General features: G+C 71.1%; 16 protein-coding genes. 5 read left to right on the top strand and 11 right to left on the bottom strand.

Annotation, left to right across the window (positions count from 1 at the left end; all coding sequences use genetic code 11):
- Positions 1–46 precede the first annotated feature (46 nt).
- Both ABZT02_RS07855 and ABZT02_RS07850 read right to left on the bottom strand, forming a co-directional pair.
- Complete coding sequence (locus ABZT02_RS07855; RefSeq protein ID WP_356015309.1) at positions 47–1,408, bottom strand: amidase; 1,362 nt, start codon at positions 1,406–1,408, stop codon at positions 47–49.
- Positions 1,405–1,896 (bottom strand): DUF6668 family protein, encoded by a 492-nt coding sequence (locus ABZT02_RS07850; RefSeq protein WP_356015307.1) that lies wholly within the window; start codon positions 1,894–1,896, stop codon positions 1,405–1,407. Before ABZT02_RS07850 ends, ABZT02_RS07855 begins: the two co-directional genes overlap by 4 nt.
- Positions 1,897–2,026: 130 nt before the next feature.
- Here ABZT02_RS07850 and ABZT02_RS07845 point away from each other — a divergent pair, with 130 nt between their 5' ends.
- Positions 2,027–3,544, top strand: a complete 1,518-nt coding sequence (locus tag ABZT02_RS07845; RefSeq protein ID WP_356015305.1) for a hypothetical protein — start codon at positions 2,027–2,029, stop codon at positions 3,542–3,544.
- 15 nt (positions 3,545–3,559) lie between these two features.
- On the opposite strand, the gene ABZT02_RS07840 is transcribed toward ABZT02_RS07845, so the two are convergent.
- The 4 genes from ABZT02_RS07840 to ABZT02_RS07825 form a co-directional block, all read right to left on the bottom strand.
- Entirely contained in the window at positions 3,560–4,510 is a 951-nt protein-coding gene (locus ABZT02_RS07840; protein WP_356015303.1) for a M28 family metallopeptidase, read from the bottom strand.
- Between the two features lie 219 nt (positions 4,511–4,729).
- The gene (locus ABZT02_RS07835) at positions 4,730–5,182 is read right to left on the bottom strand and encodes a VOC family protein (protein ID WP_356015301.1); all 453 of its coding nucleotides are present in this window, start codon (positions 5,180–5,182) and stop codon (positions 4,730–4,732) included.
- 147 nt (positions 5,183–5,329) lie between these two features.
- Positions 5,330–6,277, bottom strand: a complete 948-nt coding sequence (gene rarD, locus ABZT02_RS07830) for an EamA family transporter RarD (protein ID WP_356015550.1) — start codon at positions 6,275–6,277, stop codon at positions 5,330–5,332.
- Positions 6,278–6,473: 196 nt separating this feature from the next.
- Positions 6,474–7,328, bottom strand: coding sequence for an SDR family oxidoreductase (locus ABZT02_RS07825; protein ID WP_356015298.1), 855 nt, complete (start codon positions 7,326–7,328; stop codon positions 6,474–6,476).
- 91 nt (positions 7,329–7,419) lie between these two features.
- Between ABZT02_RS07825 and ABZT02_RS07820 the strand changes: the two genes are divergently transcribed.
- Entirely contained in the window at positions 7,420–7,815 is a 396-nt protein-coding gene (locus tag ABZT02_RS07820; protein ID WP_356015297.1) for a helix-turn-helix domain-containing protein, read from the top strand.
- A 138-nt stretch (positions 7,816–7,953) separates the two neighbouring features.
- Here the strand turns inward: ABZT02_RS07820 and ABZT02_RS07815 are convergent, their stop codons facing one another.
- From ABZT02_RS07815 to ABZT02_RS07795, 5 genes are all read right to left on the bottom strand, one after another.
- A complete protein-coding gene (locus ABZT02_RS07815; RefSeq protein WP_356015296.1) occupies positions 7,954–9,033 on the bottom strand; it encodes a 2-oxoacid:ferredoxin oxidoreductase subunit beta in 1,080 nt (359 codons plus the stop codon).
- Complete coding sequence (locus tag ABZT02_RS07810; protein ID WP_356015295.1) at positions 9,026–10,954, bottom strand: 2-oxoacid:acceptor oxidoreductase subunit alpha; 1,929 nt, start codon at positions 10,952–10,954, stop codon at positions 9,026–9,028. Before ABZT02_RS07810 ends, ABZT02_RS07815 begins: the two co-directional genes overlap by 8 nt.
- 286 nt (positions 10,955–11,240) lie before the next feature.
- Entirely contained in the window at positions 11,241–11,945 is a 705-nt protein-coding gene (locus ABZT02_RS07805) for a response regulator transcription factor (RefSeq protein WP_356015293.1), read from the bottom strand.
- Between the two features lie 959 nt (positions 11,946–12,904).
- On the bottom strand, positions 12,905–14,248 hold the full coding sequence (locus tag ABZT02_RS07800; RefSeq protein ID WP_356015290.1) for a sensor domain-containing protein: 1,344 nt from the start codon (positions 14,246–14,248) through the stop codon (positions 12,905–12,907).
- A 112-nt stretch (positions 14,249–14,360) separates the two neighbouring features.
- Positions 14,361–15,581, bottom strand: a complete 1,221-nt coding sequence (locus tag ABZT02_RS07795) for a sensor domain-containing protein (RefSeq protein ID WP_356015288.1) — start codon at positions 15,579–15,581, stop codon at positions 14,361–14,363.
- 221 nt (positions 15,582–15,802) lie between these two features.
- On the opposite strand from ABZT02_RS07795, the gene ABZT02_RS07790 reads away from it, so the two are divergent.
- From ABZT02_RS07790 to ABZT02_RS07780, 3 genes are all read left to right on the top strand, one after another.
- Positions 15,803–16,225 carry an NADH-quinone oxidoreductase subunit A gene (locus ABZT02_RS07790; RefSeq protein WP_037720639.1) on the top strand — a complete coding sequence of 141 codons (423 nt, stop codon included), beginning with the start codon at positions 15,803–15,805 and terminating at the stop codon, positions 16,223–16,225.
- The gene (locus ABZT02_RS07785) at positions 16,216–16,887 is read left to right on the top strand and encodes an NADH-quinone oxidoreductase subunit B family protein (RefSeq protein WP_356015286.1); all 672 of its coding nucleotides are present in this window, start codon (positions 16,216–16,218) and stop codon (positions 16,885–16,887) included. The genes ABZT02_RS07790 and ABZT02_RS07785 overlap by 10 nt, the downstream gene beginning before the upstream one ends.
- Positions 16,884–17,616 (top strand): NADH-quinone oxidoreductase subunit C (locus ABZT02_RS07780; protein ID WP_356015283.1); only part of this gene is annotated, 733 nt, incomplete at its 3' end. The genes ABZT02_RS07785 and ABZT02_RS07780, both read left to right, overlap by 4 nt.

Genomic DNA, 17,616 nt, shown 5'->3' with positions numbered 1-17,616 from the left:
GGGGAGCTCCTGGCTGATCGGCGTACGGTAAGTACTCGCACATGCATTATATGCGTACGCAAGTATCTGTCCAGGGGGGCCTCAGGCGCCCCCCTGTGCCGCCGCCCCCCGCCTGTGCCACCTCCAGCAGCAGCGCCTCGCCGCCGTGCCGGGCCACGAGCTGGAGTCCGACCGGGCAGCCGTCGGGGCCGAGGCCGGCCGGGAGGCTGAGCGCCGGGTGCCCGCTGAGGTTGAAAGCCCAGGTGAGCGCGGTGGAATAGCGGTTGCCGGGGCCTTCGTGGCCGTGCGGCGGGCAGGGGGTCGTCGGCGTCAGCAGCAGGTCGGTGCCGGCGAAGATCTCGTCGAGGAGGCGGTCGTTGGCGGCCCGGATCCGGTCGGCGTCCCGCAGATCGGAGCCCGGGGTACGCAGGGCGAGCCAGGCGGGGGCGGGGTCGTGCAGGCGCGGCGGGGTGCGGGTCCGAGCCGGACGTACGACCCCGGCGTCGGCCAGCCGCCCTGCCGCGGCGCGGGCGATCCGGACGATCCCGGGGTCGGGGTCGGCGAAACCGAGGTCGGGGGACCAGAGGGTGGCGGGGGGAAGGGCGGGGGGCGGCTCGGTGCGGCCTCCGCCTCCGAGCCCGTCGCCGCAGCTCACGTTCCCGCCGCTCACGTCCCCGTCCTCGCCGTCCCCGTTTCCGTCGTCGGAGACCGCCTGCCAGTAGGCGGCCGCGTCACAGGCGTGGCGGACCAGGATGCCGGGGGCGGTGAGCCCGGGGCGAGGGAAGACGGCCCGCGTGGGGTCGGTGCCGGTGCGGTCGTGGTCGGCGTGGCGGCCCAGGCGCTCGACGCCCCCGCCCTCGTGTCCGACGCTGTGTCCGACGCCATGGCGGCCCCCGTGGCCGGGGTTCGTGGTCTTGAGGCCGATCACCCCGCACCACGCCGCCGGGATGCGTACCGACCCTGCCCCGTCGCTCCCGGTCGCCATCGGGACGAGTCCCGCGGCCACCGCTGCCGCGGAGCCCGCCGAGGAACCGCCCGGCGTGCGGTCGGCGCGCCACGGGTTGACGGTACGGCCGTGAGCGCCGAGTCCCCAGGTCTGCCAGGGAGTTCCGGGACCGGGCACGGAGGTCGCGCCGACGGGTACGCACCCGGCCGCGACAAGCGGTGCCGCACCGCGCAGCCCGTGCCGCCCCTTCACCCCGATCGGCACCCCGGCGAGCGGCAGCCGCTCACCCGCGTCGACGCGGAGGTCGATCTCACGTGCCCGCCGCAGCCCCTCCTCCTCCCACACCTCGACGAACGCGCACAGCTCCGGATCCACGCGCCGGATCCGCTCCAGGGCGGCGGCGACCACGTCCACGGCCCGCAGCGAGCGCGAACGTACCGCCGAAGCCAGGTCCACGGCGGAGAGCGAGGCGGTGGCCGTCACGGGGCAGGGGCTCGGGTGAGGCGGACCAGTGCCTCGGTTCCACGGGGCGGGGCCCCGGTCAGGTCGCCGAGGCGCCACGCGGGGACCCAGGGCACGCGGTACACGTCGACCGCCGACTCGATCTCCTTGACCTGCTGGTTGAGCGGGCGCGGGAGCCGGCCGGGGGCGTCCGCGACGAGGACGACCGCGTCGAGGTCGAGCCCCCGCGGGTGCTCGCCGCGCCGGAAGAGCTCCAGGGCGCGGCGGGCGGCGAGCAGGCCCGCGGCGTGCGTACGGGCGACGAGCAGGACGGAGGCCGGTGCGCCGGGGCCGGGCCAGTCACGTCCGCTGTCGTGGCCGCCGTAGACGGCGGCCAGCGTGGAGACGCCGGCGCCGCCGTGCGTGCCGACCCACGCGAACCGCCTCCCGGTCGGGGCCACCGGCCCGCGGATCCAGATCTCCGGCCCCTGCTGCACGCTCTCCACCTCTCGCCGCACGTCGGTTCGCATGTCCGCGCCCCCGACCCTGCCATCCCACCCGCCCCGCACCTCCTGGAACAGGCCTGTGACATCACGGTGACGTGAGAACCGGGGGCGAGCGGAGAGACTCGACAGTACGTGCACGACCGTGAGGGATGAGATGTCTCGACTCAGCCGCGAAAAGAAGCGGGACCAGCAGCGGGGGGCGACCCCGATCGACGTCCGCGTCCCCCTGACGGGTGAGTCCGCGACGGTGGCCGGAACACCGGTCACCGCGCCGCCCGGCGAGGAACTCCACCAGACCGTCCTGACCCACCTCCACCACCTCGCCCGCACCGCCGGCCATCCCGTCCACGCCACGATCCACGACGCCCGCATCGGCTACGTGGTCCCCCTGGAAGTCACCACGGACGGCGCCAGCCGCTTCACCGCGGAGCCGGTACGGATGGCTCCCCCGGAGGGGGCGTTGCGGACCCCTGCCGCCGCCGAGCAGGGAGCGTCCACGGCGATCCCGTCCGAGCAGGGCGAATGGCCGATGCCGTCCGACGCGGGCGAGGAGCCGGCGGAGACGGTCTGGCCGTCCGCGGCCTCCGCTCCGCACGAGGGGCCCACCCATCTCCTACGGTCACTCGACGAGGCCACGCGGGATCCCGTCCCCACCTTCCGGCCGCGGGATCTGCCCGAGCCGCAGCCGACGGACGCCGAACCGTTCCCGACCCAGGTCCTACGACAGCTGCCGGACCCCCAGGCCACCGGCCCGGCCCCGGTTCACGCTCCGGGGACGGCCGTACCCCCGAGGGGCGAGTTCGGCCCGCCGCCCGTGATGGACGAGAGCCAGGCCTCCACCCCGGCCCCGCTCTCACCGACCGACCCCGCCTACACGCCCAGGCCCCTGCCGCAGACCGGCCCCGCGCCGACGCGGACGGCCCCGCAGGCCGGTCCGGTTCATACGCCTGTCCCGCCGCAGACCGGCCCCGCGCCGACGCCGACGCCGCAACCAGTGGCCCCCGGCCCCGTTCCCGAGCCCATGCCCCTTCCGTCGGCCGGTTTCGCCGTCGGGCCCCAGCCGCTTCCGTCGGCCTCCCCCGCCCCGCGGTCCGCCGCCCCCCTCATCGACCCGGTCCCGCTCCTGGACGATCCCGGTCCCAGGCCGACGCCCGTGCGAGGGTTCGACGCCGTGGGCGAAGCCGTCCTGGGGGAGGGGCTGGTGGTCGACGAGAGCGCGGTGCTCGCGGAGCCGGTCGGGCGGATCAGTGAGGCCGTGCGGGAGGGACGGACCGACGTCGCCGCCGAGTTGGCGGAGCGGGTCGTCGGCGAGGCGTCCGAGACCTTGGGCGCCGAACACCCCGATGTGCTGCGGGTGCGTGAACTCGCCGCCTACATTGCCTACTTGGGCGGCGAGCCCGTCCAGGCCATGGAGATCTCCCTCGACCTGGCCGACATCCACCACCGCGCCGGAGACGCCGAGGCGGCCTACGGCAACGTGCAGAGCGCGGCCACCGCGTGGAAGGCCGTACGGGATCCGCTGCGGGGCCTGGCCCTCGGGCGCGAACTGCTCACCCTGTGGACGGAGTTGGCCGCCGGGGAGGGCCCGGCGGCCGAGGACGTCGACAAGCTGGAGTCGGCCCGCACCCGGATGCTCCGCCTCGCGGAACGCGCCCGGAACGCGGACCAGTAGCCCGGAGAAGGCCCCTTACTGCGACAGCTCCCACACCGCGTACGCCACCGCGTCGCTGTTGCGGTCCAGGACCGTGTCGTTGATGTTGGCCGTGGTGTCGCACGACGAGTGGTAGCAGCGGTCGAAGGCCAGCCCCGAGGTGCCGCCCCACTTGGCCGCCTGCGCCGCCGTCTTGACGTAGTCGGCGCCGCTGAACAGCCCGCCCACCGGCACGCCCGCGTTCTTGAACGGCGCGTGGTCGGAGCGGCCGTCGCCCTCGGTCTCGATCTCGGTCGGGACGCCGAGGCCGGCGTAGTACGCCTTGAAGGTCTTCTCGATGGCCGGGTCGTCGTCGTAGACGAAGTAGCCGGGGTTCGGCGAGCCGATCATGTCGAAGTTGAGATAGCCGCTGATCCGCGAACGGTCCGTGGTGGACAGGCGGTTGACGTAGTAGCGGGAGCCGACCATGCCCAGCTCCTCCGCGCCCCACCAAGCGAACCGCAGGTGCTTGGTGGGGTGGTAGCCGGCCCGGGACACGGCGAGCGCGGTCTCCAGGATTGCCGCCGAACCGGAGCCGTTGTCGTTGATGCCCGCGCCCGCCGTCACGCTGTCGAGGTGCGAGCCGGACATGATCACCTGGCTGGTGTCGCCGCCCGGCCAGTCCGCGACGAGGTTGTAGCCGGTGCGCCCTGAGGACGTGAACTGCTGGACGGTCGTGGTGAAGCCGGCGGCGTCCAGCTTGGCCTTCACATAGTCGAGCGAGGCCTTGTAACCGGCGCGGCCGTGCGCGCGGTTGCCGCCGTTGGCGGTGGCGATGGACTGGAGCTGGGTCAGATGCGCCTTCACGTTGGCCACCGGGATGTCCGGGGCCGCGGCCACCGCGGGCTGACCCGCGGGGGCCGCGCCGGCTATGGATCCGCCGGCCAGGAGGGAGACGGTGGCGACGACGGCGGTGGCCGTGACGCGTCCGGGAACCGAGAGCTTCATGTGGGGGGCTCCGAATTCCGTGGGAATCCCTGAAGGCACAGGGATTCCACAGTGAATGGGTGCCTGGATGGTGAAGCTGAGGTTGACTCATCGTCAAGGGCGGAATCCGGTCACGGGAGTTCGTATACCGGGACCGTAAGGATCAACCGGAGATCAACCGGAGATCAACCGGAGATCAACCGGAGATCAAACGGAGATCAACCGGGCATCAGCCGACGATCAGTGGACGCAGAACTCGTTCCCCTCCGGATCCGCCATCACCACCCACGCCCCCGACGGTTCGCTCACCTCGCGCAGCACGCTCGCCCCGAGTCCCGTCAGCCTCTCCACCTCGGCCGAACGTCTGCCCTCCCCGGGGTGCAGGTCGAGGTGGAGCCGGTTCTTGACGGTCTTCGGCTCCGGTACGCGCTGGAAGAGCAGCCGCCGTCCGAGCCCCGTCCCGCTGTCCTTGTCGTACGGGTCGTCCGGATGCCGTACGGCGACCAGGTCCCGGAAGGCCAGACGGGCGTGGTACTCGACGGTGGCCTCTCGTGGCAGCGCGCCGAGCTCCAGGAGCCGCTGGATGAGGGCGTCGTTGTCCTCGGTCTCGTAGTGCAGTGCGGCGGCCCAGAAGTCGGCCTGGGCGTGCGGGTCCTCGGCGTCGATCACGACTTTCCAGTGCACGGGTGTCATACCGTCACTTATAGCGGCGACCACTGACAGCGGCCCCGCTCATACTCAGTGTCGGCATCCGCCGACCGACCCCGTCGATCTCCCGGCGCGCCTCGGTGAGCCGCAGCCGTTCGGTTCGGCGATCGGGATCTCGGCGGTGACGGCCGTCTACGGCCTGGCGGCGGGCGAGTCCAGCGGCTCCGGACCCGAGGCCAGGCTCTCCGCCGTCCGTACGGCGCCGACCGTGCCCGTGGTCATGGCGGTGCCGGGCACGTTGATCTGCCTCCTCACCGTCCGTGCGGTGCGCAGGGCGTTCCAGGTGAGCAGCGTCAAGGCCAGCCAGACCAGCGCGAACCCGGCCCAGCGCTCGGGCGGCATGGCCTCGTGGAAGTAGAAGATGCCGAGCAGGAACTGGAAGACCGGGGCCAGGTACTGGAGCAGCCCCAGCGTGGACAGCGGCACGCGGATCGCCGCGGCGCCGAAGCAGACCAGCGGGAGCGCGGTGACGACGCCGGTCGAGGCGAGCAGCGCCGCGTGCCCCGGGCCCTCGGAGGCGAAGCTGAGGTCACCCCGGCCGCTCAGCCACAGCAGGTATCCGAGCGCCGGCAGGAACTGGATCGCGGTCTCGGCGGCCAGCGACTCGACCCCGCCGAGGTTCACCTTCTTCTTGACCAGGCCGTACGTGGCGAAGGAGAAGGCGAGGGTCAGGGAGATCCACGGCGGCCGCCCGTAGCCGACGGTGAGCACGACCACCGCGGCGGCGCCCACCCCGACCGCCAGCCACTGCACCCGCCGCAGCCGTTCCTTGAGCAGCAGCACACCCATCGCGATGGTGACGAGCGGATTGATGAAGTAGCCGAGCGAGGCCTCGACCACATGACCGCTGTTGACGGCCCAGATGTAGACGCCCCAGTTCACGGTGATGACGGCGGCGGCGACGGTGATCAGCGCGAGCTTGCGCGGCTGCCGCAGCAGCTCCCCGGCCCAGGCCCAGCGCCGTACGACGACGAGCGCGACGGCGACGAAGACGAGCGACCACACCATCCGGTGGGCGAGGATCTCCGCGGCCCCGGCGGGCTTGAGCAGCGGCCAGAACAGGGGGACCAGCCCCCACATCCCGTATGCGGCGAAGCCGTTCAGCAGACCTATGTGCCGCTCGCCCCTCGACTTCACGGACTCTCCTCCTCGCACTGTCCTCGCCTGCACGAAGGTAACGCCGAGCGCCCCCGCCTGTCATGCCCGTATCGCTATACGGTCATGACAGGCGGGGGTGGAGGCGCCGAGGGCCCGCTGGGGCAGGGGCAGGGGAGTATCAGCCCTTGAGCGCGGCCTCGATCGACGCGGAGATCGGGGTGGCCGGACGGCCGGTCAGCCGGGCCAGGTCGCCGGAGGTGACGACCAGCTCGCCCTTCTCGATGGAGGCGTCGACACCGGCGAGGATCCCGGCGAAGGGCGCGGGCAGCCCGGCACCGGTCAGGATCTCGATGTACGCCTCGACGGGGACGGCGTTGTAGGCGATCTCCTTGCCGGTCTGCCGGCTCAGCTCGGCCGCGTACTCGGCGAAGCCCCAGGGCTCGTCGCCGCCGAGCTCGTACGTCGTGTTCTCGTGTCCCTCACCGGTCAGTACGGCCACGGCGGCGGCCGCGTAGTCGGCGCGCGAGGCGGTGGAGACACGGCCGTCACCGGCAGCCTGGACGACCGCGTTGTACGCCAGGACGGGGGCGAGGTTCTCGGTGTAGTTCTCGTTGTACCAGCCGTTGCGCAGCAGCGAGTAGGGCAGACCGGAGGCGAGCAGAGCCTCCTCGGTGGCCCGGTGGTCGTCGGCGAGCGCGGCGGTCAGGGTGCCGGGTGCGCTGGTGTACGCGAGGAGCGCCACGCCCGCGGCCTTGGCGGCGTCGATGACGACCTGGTGCTGGGCGGGGCGGCCCTTGTCGAACTCGTTGCCGGAGATCAGCAGCACCTTGTCGCCGGCCGCGAAAACGCTGTCGAAGGTCTCGGGGCTGTTGTAGTCGGCGACCGCTATCTTCACGCCCTTCGCCGCGAGGTCGGCGGCCTTCTCGGGGGTGCGGACGACGGCGGTGACCTGCTCGGCCGGAACCTTCTCCAGCAGCTGCTCGACGACGTGACGGCCGAGGTGTCCGGTGGCTCCGGTGACAACGATGCTCATGATGTGCGATCTCCTTGTGGGGTGCGTTGGCACTAACCCTAGAGGAGGCGCTAACTCTGCGAAAGTACCCACTTTGAAGTAAGGTACTGGCATGACGGTAAGTAATGAGCGAACCCTCACGGAGGCGGCGGCGACGGGCGAGGCGATGTGCCCCCACCGCCTCGTCCTGGAGCACGTGACGAGCCGCTGGGGCGTCCTGGTCCTGATGCATCTCCTGGATCGGCCGCACCGCTTCAGCGAACTCCGCCGGGCGATCGGCCGGGTGAGCGAGAAGATGTTGACCCAGACCCTCCAGACCCTGGAACGGGACGGCCTGGTCCACCGGGACGCCAAGCCGGTGATCCCGCCGCGGGTGGACTACTCCCTGACCGACCTGGGCCGGGAGGCGGCGGAACAGGTACGGGGCCTCGCGGAGTGGACCGCGCGGCGGATGGGGGCGGTGCAGGGGGCGCGCGAGGCGTACGACGCGGCGAGGAATGGCGCCTGAGCGCTCCCTTTCCACCGTTGGTCCGAGCTTGCACGCCGGAGCTCGACCGATGGGGGTGAGGCGTCATGACGGTGCCGCACAACGGGAAAGGGCCCGGATGCCGAGTCGCGTCCGGGCCCTCCGCATGCCGTGCGCCGCTCAGCCCACGACCGTCCAGGTGTCGCCCCCCGCGAGCAACGCCCCCAGATCCCCCTTGCCGTTCTGCTCGATCGCCGCGTCCAGCTGCTCCGCCATCTGCGTGTCGTACACGGGCCGGTCCACCGACCGGAAGACCCCGATCGGGGTGTGGTGGAGGGTGTCCGGGTCGGCCAGGCGGGACAGGGCGAAAGCTGTCGTCGGGGACGGCGAGTGGGCGTCGTGGACGAGGATCTGCGCCTCGTTCGACGGCGTCACCGGCACCACCTTCAGGTCACCCGTCGCCGCATCCCGCACGACCCCCTTGGACAGGTCCGCCCCGAAGCGGATCGGCTGCCCGTGCTCCAGGCGGATCACCGCTTCCTCGGCCTGCTGCTTGTCCTTGAGGGCCTCGAAAGCGCCGTCGTTGAAGATGTTGCAGTTCTGGTAGATCTCGACCAGCGCGGTGCCGGGGTGGGCGGCCGCCTCCCGCAGGACCGACGTGAGGTGCTTGCGGTCCGAGTCCACCGTGCGGGCCACGAAGGACGCCTCCGCGCCGATCGCGAGGGACACCGGGTTGAAGGGGGCGTCCAGCGAGCCCATCGGCGTCGACTTCGTGATCTTGCCGACCTCGGAGGTGGGGGAGTACTGGCCCTTGGTCAGCCCGTAGATCCGGTTGTTGAACAGCAGGATCTTGAGGTTGACGTTGCGGCGCAGGGCGTGGATCAGGTGGTTGCCGCCGATGGAGAGGGCATCTCCGTCACCCGTGACCACCCACACCGACAGATCCCGGCGCGAGGACGCGAGGCCGGTCGCGATGGCCGGCGCCCGCCCGTGGATGGAGTGCATGCCGTACGTGTTCATGTAGTACGGGAACCGCGACGAGCAGCCGATGCCCGAGACGAAGACGATGTTCTCCTTGGCCAGCCCCAGCTCCGGCATGAAGCCCTGCACGGCGGCCAGGATCGCGTAGTCACCGCAGCCGGGGCACCAGCGGACTTCCTGGTCGCTCTTGAAGTCCTTCATGCTCTGGCGTGCCTCGGCCTTGGGGACGAGCGAGAGTGCCTCGATCGTGCCCGTGCCTTCCGTGGACGTCTCAGCCATCGATGGCCTCCTTCAGAGCCGTGGCGAGCTGTTCGGCCTTGAACGGCATGCCGTTGACCTGGTTGTAGCTGTGCGCGTCGACCAGGTACTTCGCCCGGATGAGCGTGGCGAGCTGCCCGAGGTTCATCTCCGGGATGACGACCCTGTCGTACGCCTTCAGCACCGCGCCCAGGTTGCGCGGGAAGGGGTTGAGGTGGCGCAGGTGCGCCTGCGCGATCGACTCACCGGCCGTCCGCAGCCGTCGTACCGCCGCCGTGATGGGTCCGTACGTCGATCCCCAGCCCAGCACCAGCGTGCGCGCCTCATGCGGATCGTCCACTTCCAGATCCGGTACGTCGATCCCGTCGATCTTGGCCTGGCGGGTCCGGACCATGAAGTCGTGGTTGGCGGGGGAGTAGGAGATGTTCCCGCTGCCGTCCTCCTTCTCGATGCCGCCGATGCGGTGTTCGAGGCCCGGCGTGCCGGGGACGGCCCAGGGGCGGGCGAGGGTCTGCGGGTCCCGCTTGTAGGGCCAGAAGACCTCGGTGCCGTCGTCCAGGGTGTGGTTCGGGCCCTGCGTGAACTGCACGGTCAGGTCCGGGAGTTCGTCCAGCTCCGGGATGCGCCAGGGCTCGGAGCCGTTGGCCAGGTAGCCGTCGGACAGCAGCATCACCGGGGTGCGGTACGTCAGCGCGATCCGGGCCGCCTCCAGCGCCGCGTCGAAGCAGTCGGCCGGGGTGCGGGGGGCGACGATCGGCATCGGCGCCTCGCCGTTGCGCCCGAACATCGCCTGGAGCAGGTCCGCCTGCTCGGTCTTGGTCGGCAGACCGGTGGACGGCCCGCCTCTCTGGATGTCGATGACGAGAAGCGGCAGCTCCAGGGAGACCGCCAGCCCGATCGTCTCCGACTTCAGGGCCACGCCCGGACCGGAGGTCGTCGTCACGGCCAAGGACCCGCCGAAGGCCGCGCCCAGGGCCGCGCCGATGCCCGCGATCTCGTCCTCGGCCTGGAAGGTCCGTACCCCGAAGTTCTTGTGCTTGCTCAGCTCGTGCAGGATGTCCGAGGCCGGCGTGATCGGGTACGAGCCCAGGAACAGCGGCAGGTCCGCCTGGCGGGACGCGGCGACCAGCCCGTAGGACAGGGCCAGATTCCCGGAGATGTTGCGGTAGGTGCCGACCGGGAAGGCCTTCGTCGCCGGGGCGATCTCGTAGGAGACGGCGAAGTCCTCGGTCGTCTCGCCGAAGTTCCAGCCCGCCCGGTACGCCGCCAGGTTCGCCTCGGCGATCTCCGGCTTCTTCGCGAACTTCGTCCGCAGGAACTTCTCCGTGCCCTCGGTGGGCCGGTGGTACATCCACGACAAGAGGCCGAGCGCGAACATGTTCTTGCTGCGCTCGGCCTCCTTGCGACTGAGGTCGAAATCCTTGAGGGCCTCGACGGTCAGCGTGGTCAGGGGGACCGGATGAAGGCTGTAACCGTCGAGCGAGCCATCCTCCAGCGGCGAGGCCGCGTACCCCACTTTCTGCATCGCCCGTTTGGTGAACTCGTCCGTGTTGACGATGATCTCCGCACCGCGCGGCAGATCGGCGATGTTGGCCTTGAGCGCGGCCGGGTTCATGGCCACCAGCACGTTCGGTGCGTCGCCGGGCGTGAGGATGTCGTGGTCGGCGAAGTGGAGCTGGAACGAGGAGACACCCGGCAGGGTTCCGGCAGGGGCCCGGATCTCGGCGGGGAAGTTGGGAAGGGTGGACAGGTCGTTGCCGAAGGACGCCGTCTCCGAGGTGAAACGGTCACCGGTGAGCTGCATCCCGTCACCGGAGTCGCCCGCGAAACGAATGATCACCCGGTCGAGGCGGCGGACGTCCTTCACGCCTGCCTCTTTGCGCTGCTCTCCCACGACGGTTTCGTCGGCCTGCTCCGCTGGGCTGCTGACCTGACTGGTCACTGAACTGGACCTCCCTCTGGGCGGCTGTTCGGGAGCGGCCTTCCCGCAGGCCTTCCCAGGATCAACCCTACGACCGCGGGGGTCGCCTTCCCTCGGCCATTCGCATGATGAACGTCGTTTTGAGACGGTTCAAAGCCCTGACTTGTCACGATTTACTCGCCCCCCGGCGCTTTCCTTGAAGACGCTCCCTCATCGTTCTTCGGTTCTCGGTCCCCGGCGGCCCCGAGCGGCCCTTCTGTCCCCGCCCGTCGACCGCCGTCCTGACATCTGACACGGTGTCAGACGATCAGGAGTTCAGATAGGTGAGCACCGCGAGCACCCGTCGGTGGTCCCCGACGCTCGGGGACAGCCCGAGCTTCAGGAAGATGTTGCTGACGTGCTTCTCCACGGCTCCGTCGCTCACGACGAGCTGCCGCGCGATCGCCGAATTGGTGCGTCCCTCGGCCATGAGTCCCAGGACCTCCCGTTCCCGGGGCGTGAGATGGGCGAGCACGTCCTGCTTCCGGCTCCGGCCCAGCAGCTGAGCGACCACCTCGGGGTCGAGAGCGGTGCCGCCCTCGGCCACCCGCACCACCGCGTCCACGAACTCACGCACCTCCGCGACCCGGTCCTTGAGCAGGTACCCCACCCCGCGACTGGACCCGGCCAGCAACTCGGTGGCGTACCGCTCCTCCACGTACTGCGACAGTACGAGTACCCCGAGTCCGGGATGTGCCTTGCGCAGTTGTACGGCGGCTCGCACGCCTTCGTCCGTATGCGTCGGAGGCATCCGCACATCGGCGACGACGACGTCGGGCAGCTCGCCCTGGGCGTCCAGCTCACCGATGGTCTTGATCAGCGCCTCCCCGTCACCCACACCGGCCACGACGTCGTGCCCACGGTCGGTCAGCAACCGGGTCAGGCCCTCCCTCAGCAGCACTGAATCCTCGGCGATGACCACCCGCACCCTGTCCTCCACGACTCTCGGCCCCCCAGCCCACTGCCTGCCCATCCGCTGAACAAGTCCAGCATTCCAGCATTCGGATGCGGGCGGGCGAGGGCAACGGGAATAGGCCCCCAGGAATCCGAACAAAGCCGCGAAAGCGGGGGGTCGGGATCGGAATCCGGCCAGGTTCGCGGGCGCGGAGCCGCCGGGGGCGGAGGGCAGCCGGCCTTTCGCGGAGGGTGGGTGCGCCGGTCCCTCGCGGGGCGCCGGCCTTTCGCGGAGGGTGGGTGCCGGTCCCTCGCGGGGCGCCGGCCTTTCGCGGAGGTTGGGGGCGCCTTGATCCCTTGCGGAGGGGGTACGCCGGCCCTCTGCGGGGCACATGCCTCCCGCTGAAGACGGGGGCGCCGGGCTCGGTGCGGGTGTTGGGTCTTGTGCGGGTGCCGGATCCCCAGCGGGTGCTGGATCCCCAGCGGGTGCCGGACGTCGTGTGGGTGCCGGATCCCCAGCGGGTGCCGGGCCCCGTGTGGGTGCCGGACGTCGTGGGGTGCCGGATCCCCTGCGGATGCCGGGCCCCGTGCGGGTGCCGGATCCCCAGTGGGTGCCGGGCCCCGTGCGGGTGCCGGATCCCCAGTGGGTGCCGGGCCCCGTGCGGGTGCTGGATCCCCAGCGGGTGCCGGGTCCCGTGTGGGTGTCGGATCCCCTGGGTTGCCGCACCCCTGAGGAGTGCCGGCCCCTCGCGCACGGTGCGGGCGCCGCCACTCTTCGGTCCGCCGGACGAGTCGGACGCCTCGCCGGAAGCCGGGCGCGCCTCGCAGGCAGAGCCCCCGCAGGGGGGAGCCTCGGTGGCACAGCCCACCGGGCAGAGGGCCGAGCCCCTGGCCGGAGTCGTCGCGGCGCGGCCCCGCGCAGCAGTCACACGGCACAGGCCCCCCGCGGGGTCGAAGGGGCGGCAGCCCCTGGGGATGGGAACGGGTAAGGGGCGGCGGGGGCGAAAACAACCCCACCGCCCCCTCACGCAGAACCCGTCACACCCCTTCCCCCCGCCAAGGCAACTCCGCCGTCACCCGTGTGGGTCCCCCGACCGGCGAGTCCACCACCAGGATCCCGTCCACCGCGTCCAGCCGTTCCGCCAGCCCCGTGAGCCCGGACCCGGAGGACACATCGGCCCCGCCCACCCCGTTGTCCACGACCTGCAGCATGAGCCGGTTCTCCACCCGCCACACATCCACTGCGGCGAACGTCGCCCGGGAGTGCTTGCTGATGTTCTGCAACAGCTCGGACACCGTGAAGTACGCGATCCCCTCGATCGCCGGCGCCGGCCGGGCCGGCAGATCCACCTCCACCTGCACCGGCACCGTGCAGCGCGAGGCGACGGAGGACAGCGCCGCGTCCAGCCCCCGGTCGGTCAGCACCGCCGGATGGATACCCCGCGCCAGATCCCGCAGCTCCTGGAGCGCCGTCTTCACCTCGCCGTGCGCCTCGTCCACCATCCGCGCGGCCGCGGCGGGATCCTCCGTGAGCTTCTCCTTGGCCAGCCCCAGATCCATGGCCAGAGCCACCAGCCGAGCCTGGGCACCGTCGTGCAGATCCCGCTCGATCCGACGCAGATCCGCGGCCGCCGTGTCCACCACGACCCCTCGGTCCGACTCCAGCTCCACCACCCGCGCCGACAGCCGGGTCGGCCCCAGCAGCCCGTGCACCATCACCCGGTCCACCGTCGTCAGCGCCCGTACGATCCACGGCGTGGCCAGCGTGAACAGCAGTCCCACCAGCGCGGTCACGCCGATCTCGAACGGGTTGTTCAGATAGATGTGGTGGGTCTCGTCACCGTAGAGCTGAAGCCCGTCCTGACCGACGTACGCCGGGAAGACCCAGAACCACAGCGGATACGTCAGCAGTGCCCAGCCGTACACCCAGAAGTTCACCGCGACGGCGAAGGAGAAGATCGCCCACGGCAGGTGCACCACGGAGTACAGCAGCGTCCGCCACGACGTCCCGCTCTTGAGCACCGCCCCGATCCACGCCATGAACCCGGACTTCCGCATCCGGAGCGGCTCCGGATCGCCGACCTCGAGACCCAGCAGCGCCCGTGCCCGTGCCCGTTCCAGCGCCCCGAGCCCGCGGCACCCGGCGAGCCCGGCCGCGAAGACCGGAATCCCGAGGAAGGTCACGAGCAGGCCCGCGCCGAGCGAGATCATCGTGACGGCGTACGTGAACATCACGATGCTGATCGGCAGGCTCAGCAGCACATAGCCGAACTCCCGCCAGGTCCGCCCCTCGAACGGCGCCCGCAGCCCGGCCGGCACCCGGTGCCGCCGTACCGTCTCGGGGAACCCGAGCCCACTGTCGTACCCGTAGTCCGTGGCCATCGACGTCGTCCTTCTTGTCTCGTCCCGCGCCTGTGGTGTCGTACCTCCACCCTGCTGGGCCGCAGCTCAACGGACCATGGAGGCCGTCGGCCTCTTGGAAGGGGGGTTTTCCCTACCTCCTGCCCGGGACCCGGTCCCGCCACGGCAGCTCCGCCGTGACGACCGTCGGCCCGCCCGGCGGGGAGTCGATGACGAACAGCCCGTCGACCGCGTCAAGGCGCTCCGCGAGCCCGCGCATACCGGTGCCGCCATCGAGCCTGGCGCCGCCGCGACCGTCGTCCCACACCTGGATGAGCAGCCGGTTCTCCGACCGCCACACGTCGACCGACGCCGACCGCGCCCCGCTGTGCTTGCTGACGTTCTGCAGGAGCTCCGAGACGGTGAAGTAGGCGATCCCCTCGATCGCCTGGACCGGCCGCGAGTCGAGGTCGGCGGTCACCTTCACCGGCACCGTGCAGCGTGAGGCGACCGACGAGAGCGCGGCATCGAGTCCCCGGTCGGTCAGTACGGCGGGATGAATGCCCCGCGCCAGATCCCGCAGCTCCTGGAGCGCCAGCTTCACCTCACCGTGCGCCTCCGCGACCATCGCCTGCGCGTACTCCGGGTCCTCCAGGAGTTTCTCCTTCGCGAGGCCGAGCCCCATGGCCAGGTTGACGAGCCGGGCCTGCGCCCCGTCGTGCAGATCCCGCTCGATGCGCCGCAGGTCGGACGCGGCCGCGTCCACCACGACGCCCCGGTCCGACTCCAGTTCGGCGATACGGCGTTCCAGCTCGTCGGAGGGCGACAGCAGACCGCGCACCATCGCCCGGTCGACGTTGGCGAGGCCCCGCGCGATGAACGGCAGCACCGGCCACAGCACGAACAACGAGGTCAGAGTAATGACGAAGGTGAGCACACCCCAGGGCAGCCGGATGAAGTCGTACAGCACCGTCCGCCAGCCCACGGGGTCCTTCACCCCCATCCACAGCCGGGCGAAGAAGCCGTCGTCGTTCTTGGTGCGCCACGGCAGGCGGCTCGGTTCGTCCACGCGCACTCCGAGCAGCGCCCGGGCCCGCGCCCGCTCCAGCTTGCCCAGCTGCCGCGCACCCAGCAGACCCGCCGCGAGCAGCGGGAACCCGATCACCGTGAAGGTCAGCCAGAAGCCGGTGAAGAGCACCGTCACGACGTAGGTGAAGCCGAGGATCGACACCGGAAGATTCGCGAGGAGGTGCGCGATCTCCTTCCAGGTGTGCGCGTCGAAGGCGAAACGGGCCGGCGGCGGCCGGCCGTCGTCGGTTCGGCCGTCTCTGCCGGTGGTCACGGCACGGCCAGGGGACGAGTGGCGTTCGGTCATATGGGCTAGCGTGCCGGGCGAGACCGCCGCGCGCCATGAGGCGGACCGCCGCGGCTTGCTGGGGAAAACCCCACCCCGGCGTTCCGGATGGCTTTCCTTGGGTGACGGGCTGCTTACCGTCCCTTTATCAGGGCCTAGACTCCCGTGCGTACAGATCGTCGAACAGTGGTGTTCAGCGTGACCACTGTGTTCAGCGTGCTCACAGGGAGTGAGGGGCGGACGTGCCGGAACCGACCGTCGTCGATGCAACCGTCGTCGATCCGACCGTCGTCGCGGCGGACTACTTCCAGTCGTACTCGGTCGTCGGACTGCTCGCCGTCGTCGGCGTGCTGTTCGTCGCGGTCGCCTTCGGCGCCGGACGGCTGCTGCGACCCGTGGTCCCCACGCCGGAGAAGCTCCTGACGTACGAGTGCGGAGTCGACCCCGTCGGCGAGGGCTGGGCCCACACCCAGGTCCGCTACTACGTCTACGCCTTCCTCTACGTCATCTTCGCCGTCGACTCGATCTTCCTGTTCCCGTGGGCCACCATCTTCGCTGCCCCCGGCTACGGCGCGACGACCCTCGTCGAGATGTTCATCTTCCTCGGCTTCCTCGCCGTGGGGTTGCTGTACGCGTACAAGAAGGGGGTCCTCGCATGGACGTGAACCCTGCTGCCGCCTCCGCTGCCGAGTCCGCGGCCGGGTCCGCTGCGAGCTCCGCAGCCGACCTCGCTGCCACGCAGCCCGTTCTGCTCCCGGAGCCGAAACGGCTCGGCGCCCTCGCCCGCCTCGCCCCCGAGCCGATGAAGGTGATCCTCAACTGGGGCCGCCGGTACTCCCTCTGGGTCTTCAACTTCGGTCTCGCCTGCTGCGCCATCGAGTTCATCGCCGCGTCCATGGCCCGCCACGACTTCATCCGCCTCGGCGTCATCCCCTTCGCCCCGGGCCCGCGCCAGGCCGACCTGATGGTCGTCTCCGGCACGGTCACGGACAAGATGGCACCCGCGGTGAAGCGCCTGTACGAACAGATGCCGGAGCCGAAGTACGTCATCTCCTTCGGCGCGTGCAGCAACTGCGGCGGCCCCTACTGGGACTCCTACTCCGTCACCAAGGGCGTCGACCAGATCATCCCCGTCGACGTCTACGTCCCCGGCTGCCCACCCCGTCCCGAAGCCCTGCTCCAGGGCATCCTGAAGCTCCAGGAGAAGATCGCGAGGGAGTCGCTGGGGGAGCGGTACGGCACGCCCGGGGCACGCCCGTCGGCGGCCGCACTACAGAGCGGGCTGGTCAAACCGCCGGCGACTTCAGGTGAGGGGGACGCACCGTGACCGCCGTCGGCTGGCTCCCCGCCCCCGCCGAGGAACTCTTCAGCCCCGAGGCCACCGCCGAGGAGTCCTACGAGGTCCTGACGGTGGACGTCCCGCCCGCGACCTGGCTCACCGCCCTGCGCGTCGCCCGCGACGAACTGGGCTGCACCTACTTCGACTGGCTCAGCGCCGTCGACGAACCCGGCACCGGCTTCCGCGTGGCCGCCCACGTGGCAGCTCTCTCGCCGGTACGACGCCTGCTCCTGCGCACGACGATCCCCCACGACACGCCCGTACTGGCCAGCGCTGTCGACATCTACGCGGGCGCCGCCTGGCACGAGCGCGAGACCCACGAGATGTTCGGCGTCACCTTCGAGGGCCATCCCTCCCTGGACCACCTCCTGCTGCCCGAGACCTTTGAGGGCCACCCCCTCCGCAAGGACTTCGTCCTGGCCGCCCGCGTCGCCAAGGCCTGGCCCGGCGCCAAGGAACCGGGCGAGTCCGAACACGGCGGCCCCAAGCGCCGCCAGATGCTCCCCCCGGGAGTCCCCGACCCGAACGAATGGGGCCCCCTCAAGGGCCAACTCCCCCCGGCCCCCACCCGCCCGGCCCGCGGCCCGGCCCGCACACCGGGAGAACGCACCCCCCGACCCACGGGCGACCGCCCGGTGCGGCGGGCGCGTTCGGCTGCGGAGGGGTCGGCGAGTCAGGCGGAGGGGTCTGGGGCGGCTGGGACGGAAGGTACCTCTG

This window comes from Streptomyces sp. NPDC005402, from assembly GCF_040606575.1.
Taxonomy (GTDB): Bacteria; Actinomycetota; Actinomycetes; order Streptomycetales; family Streptomycetaceae; genus Streptomyces.
Note: the sequence above shows the minus strand (reverse complement) of the source record. Positions and strands in the feature narration are given on the sequence as shown.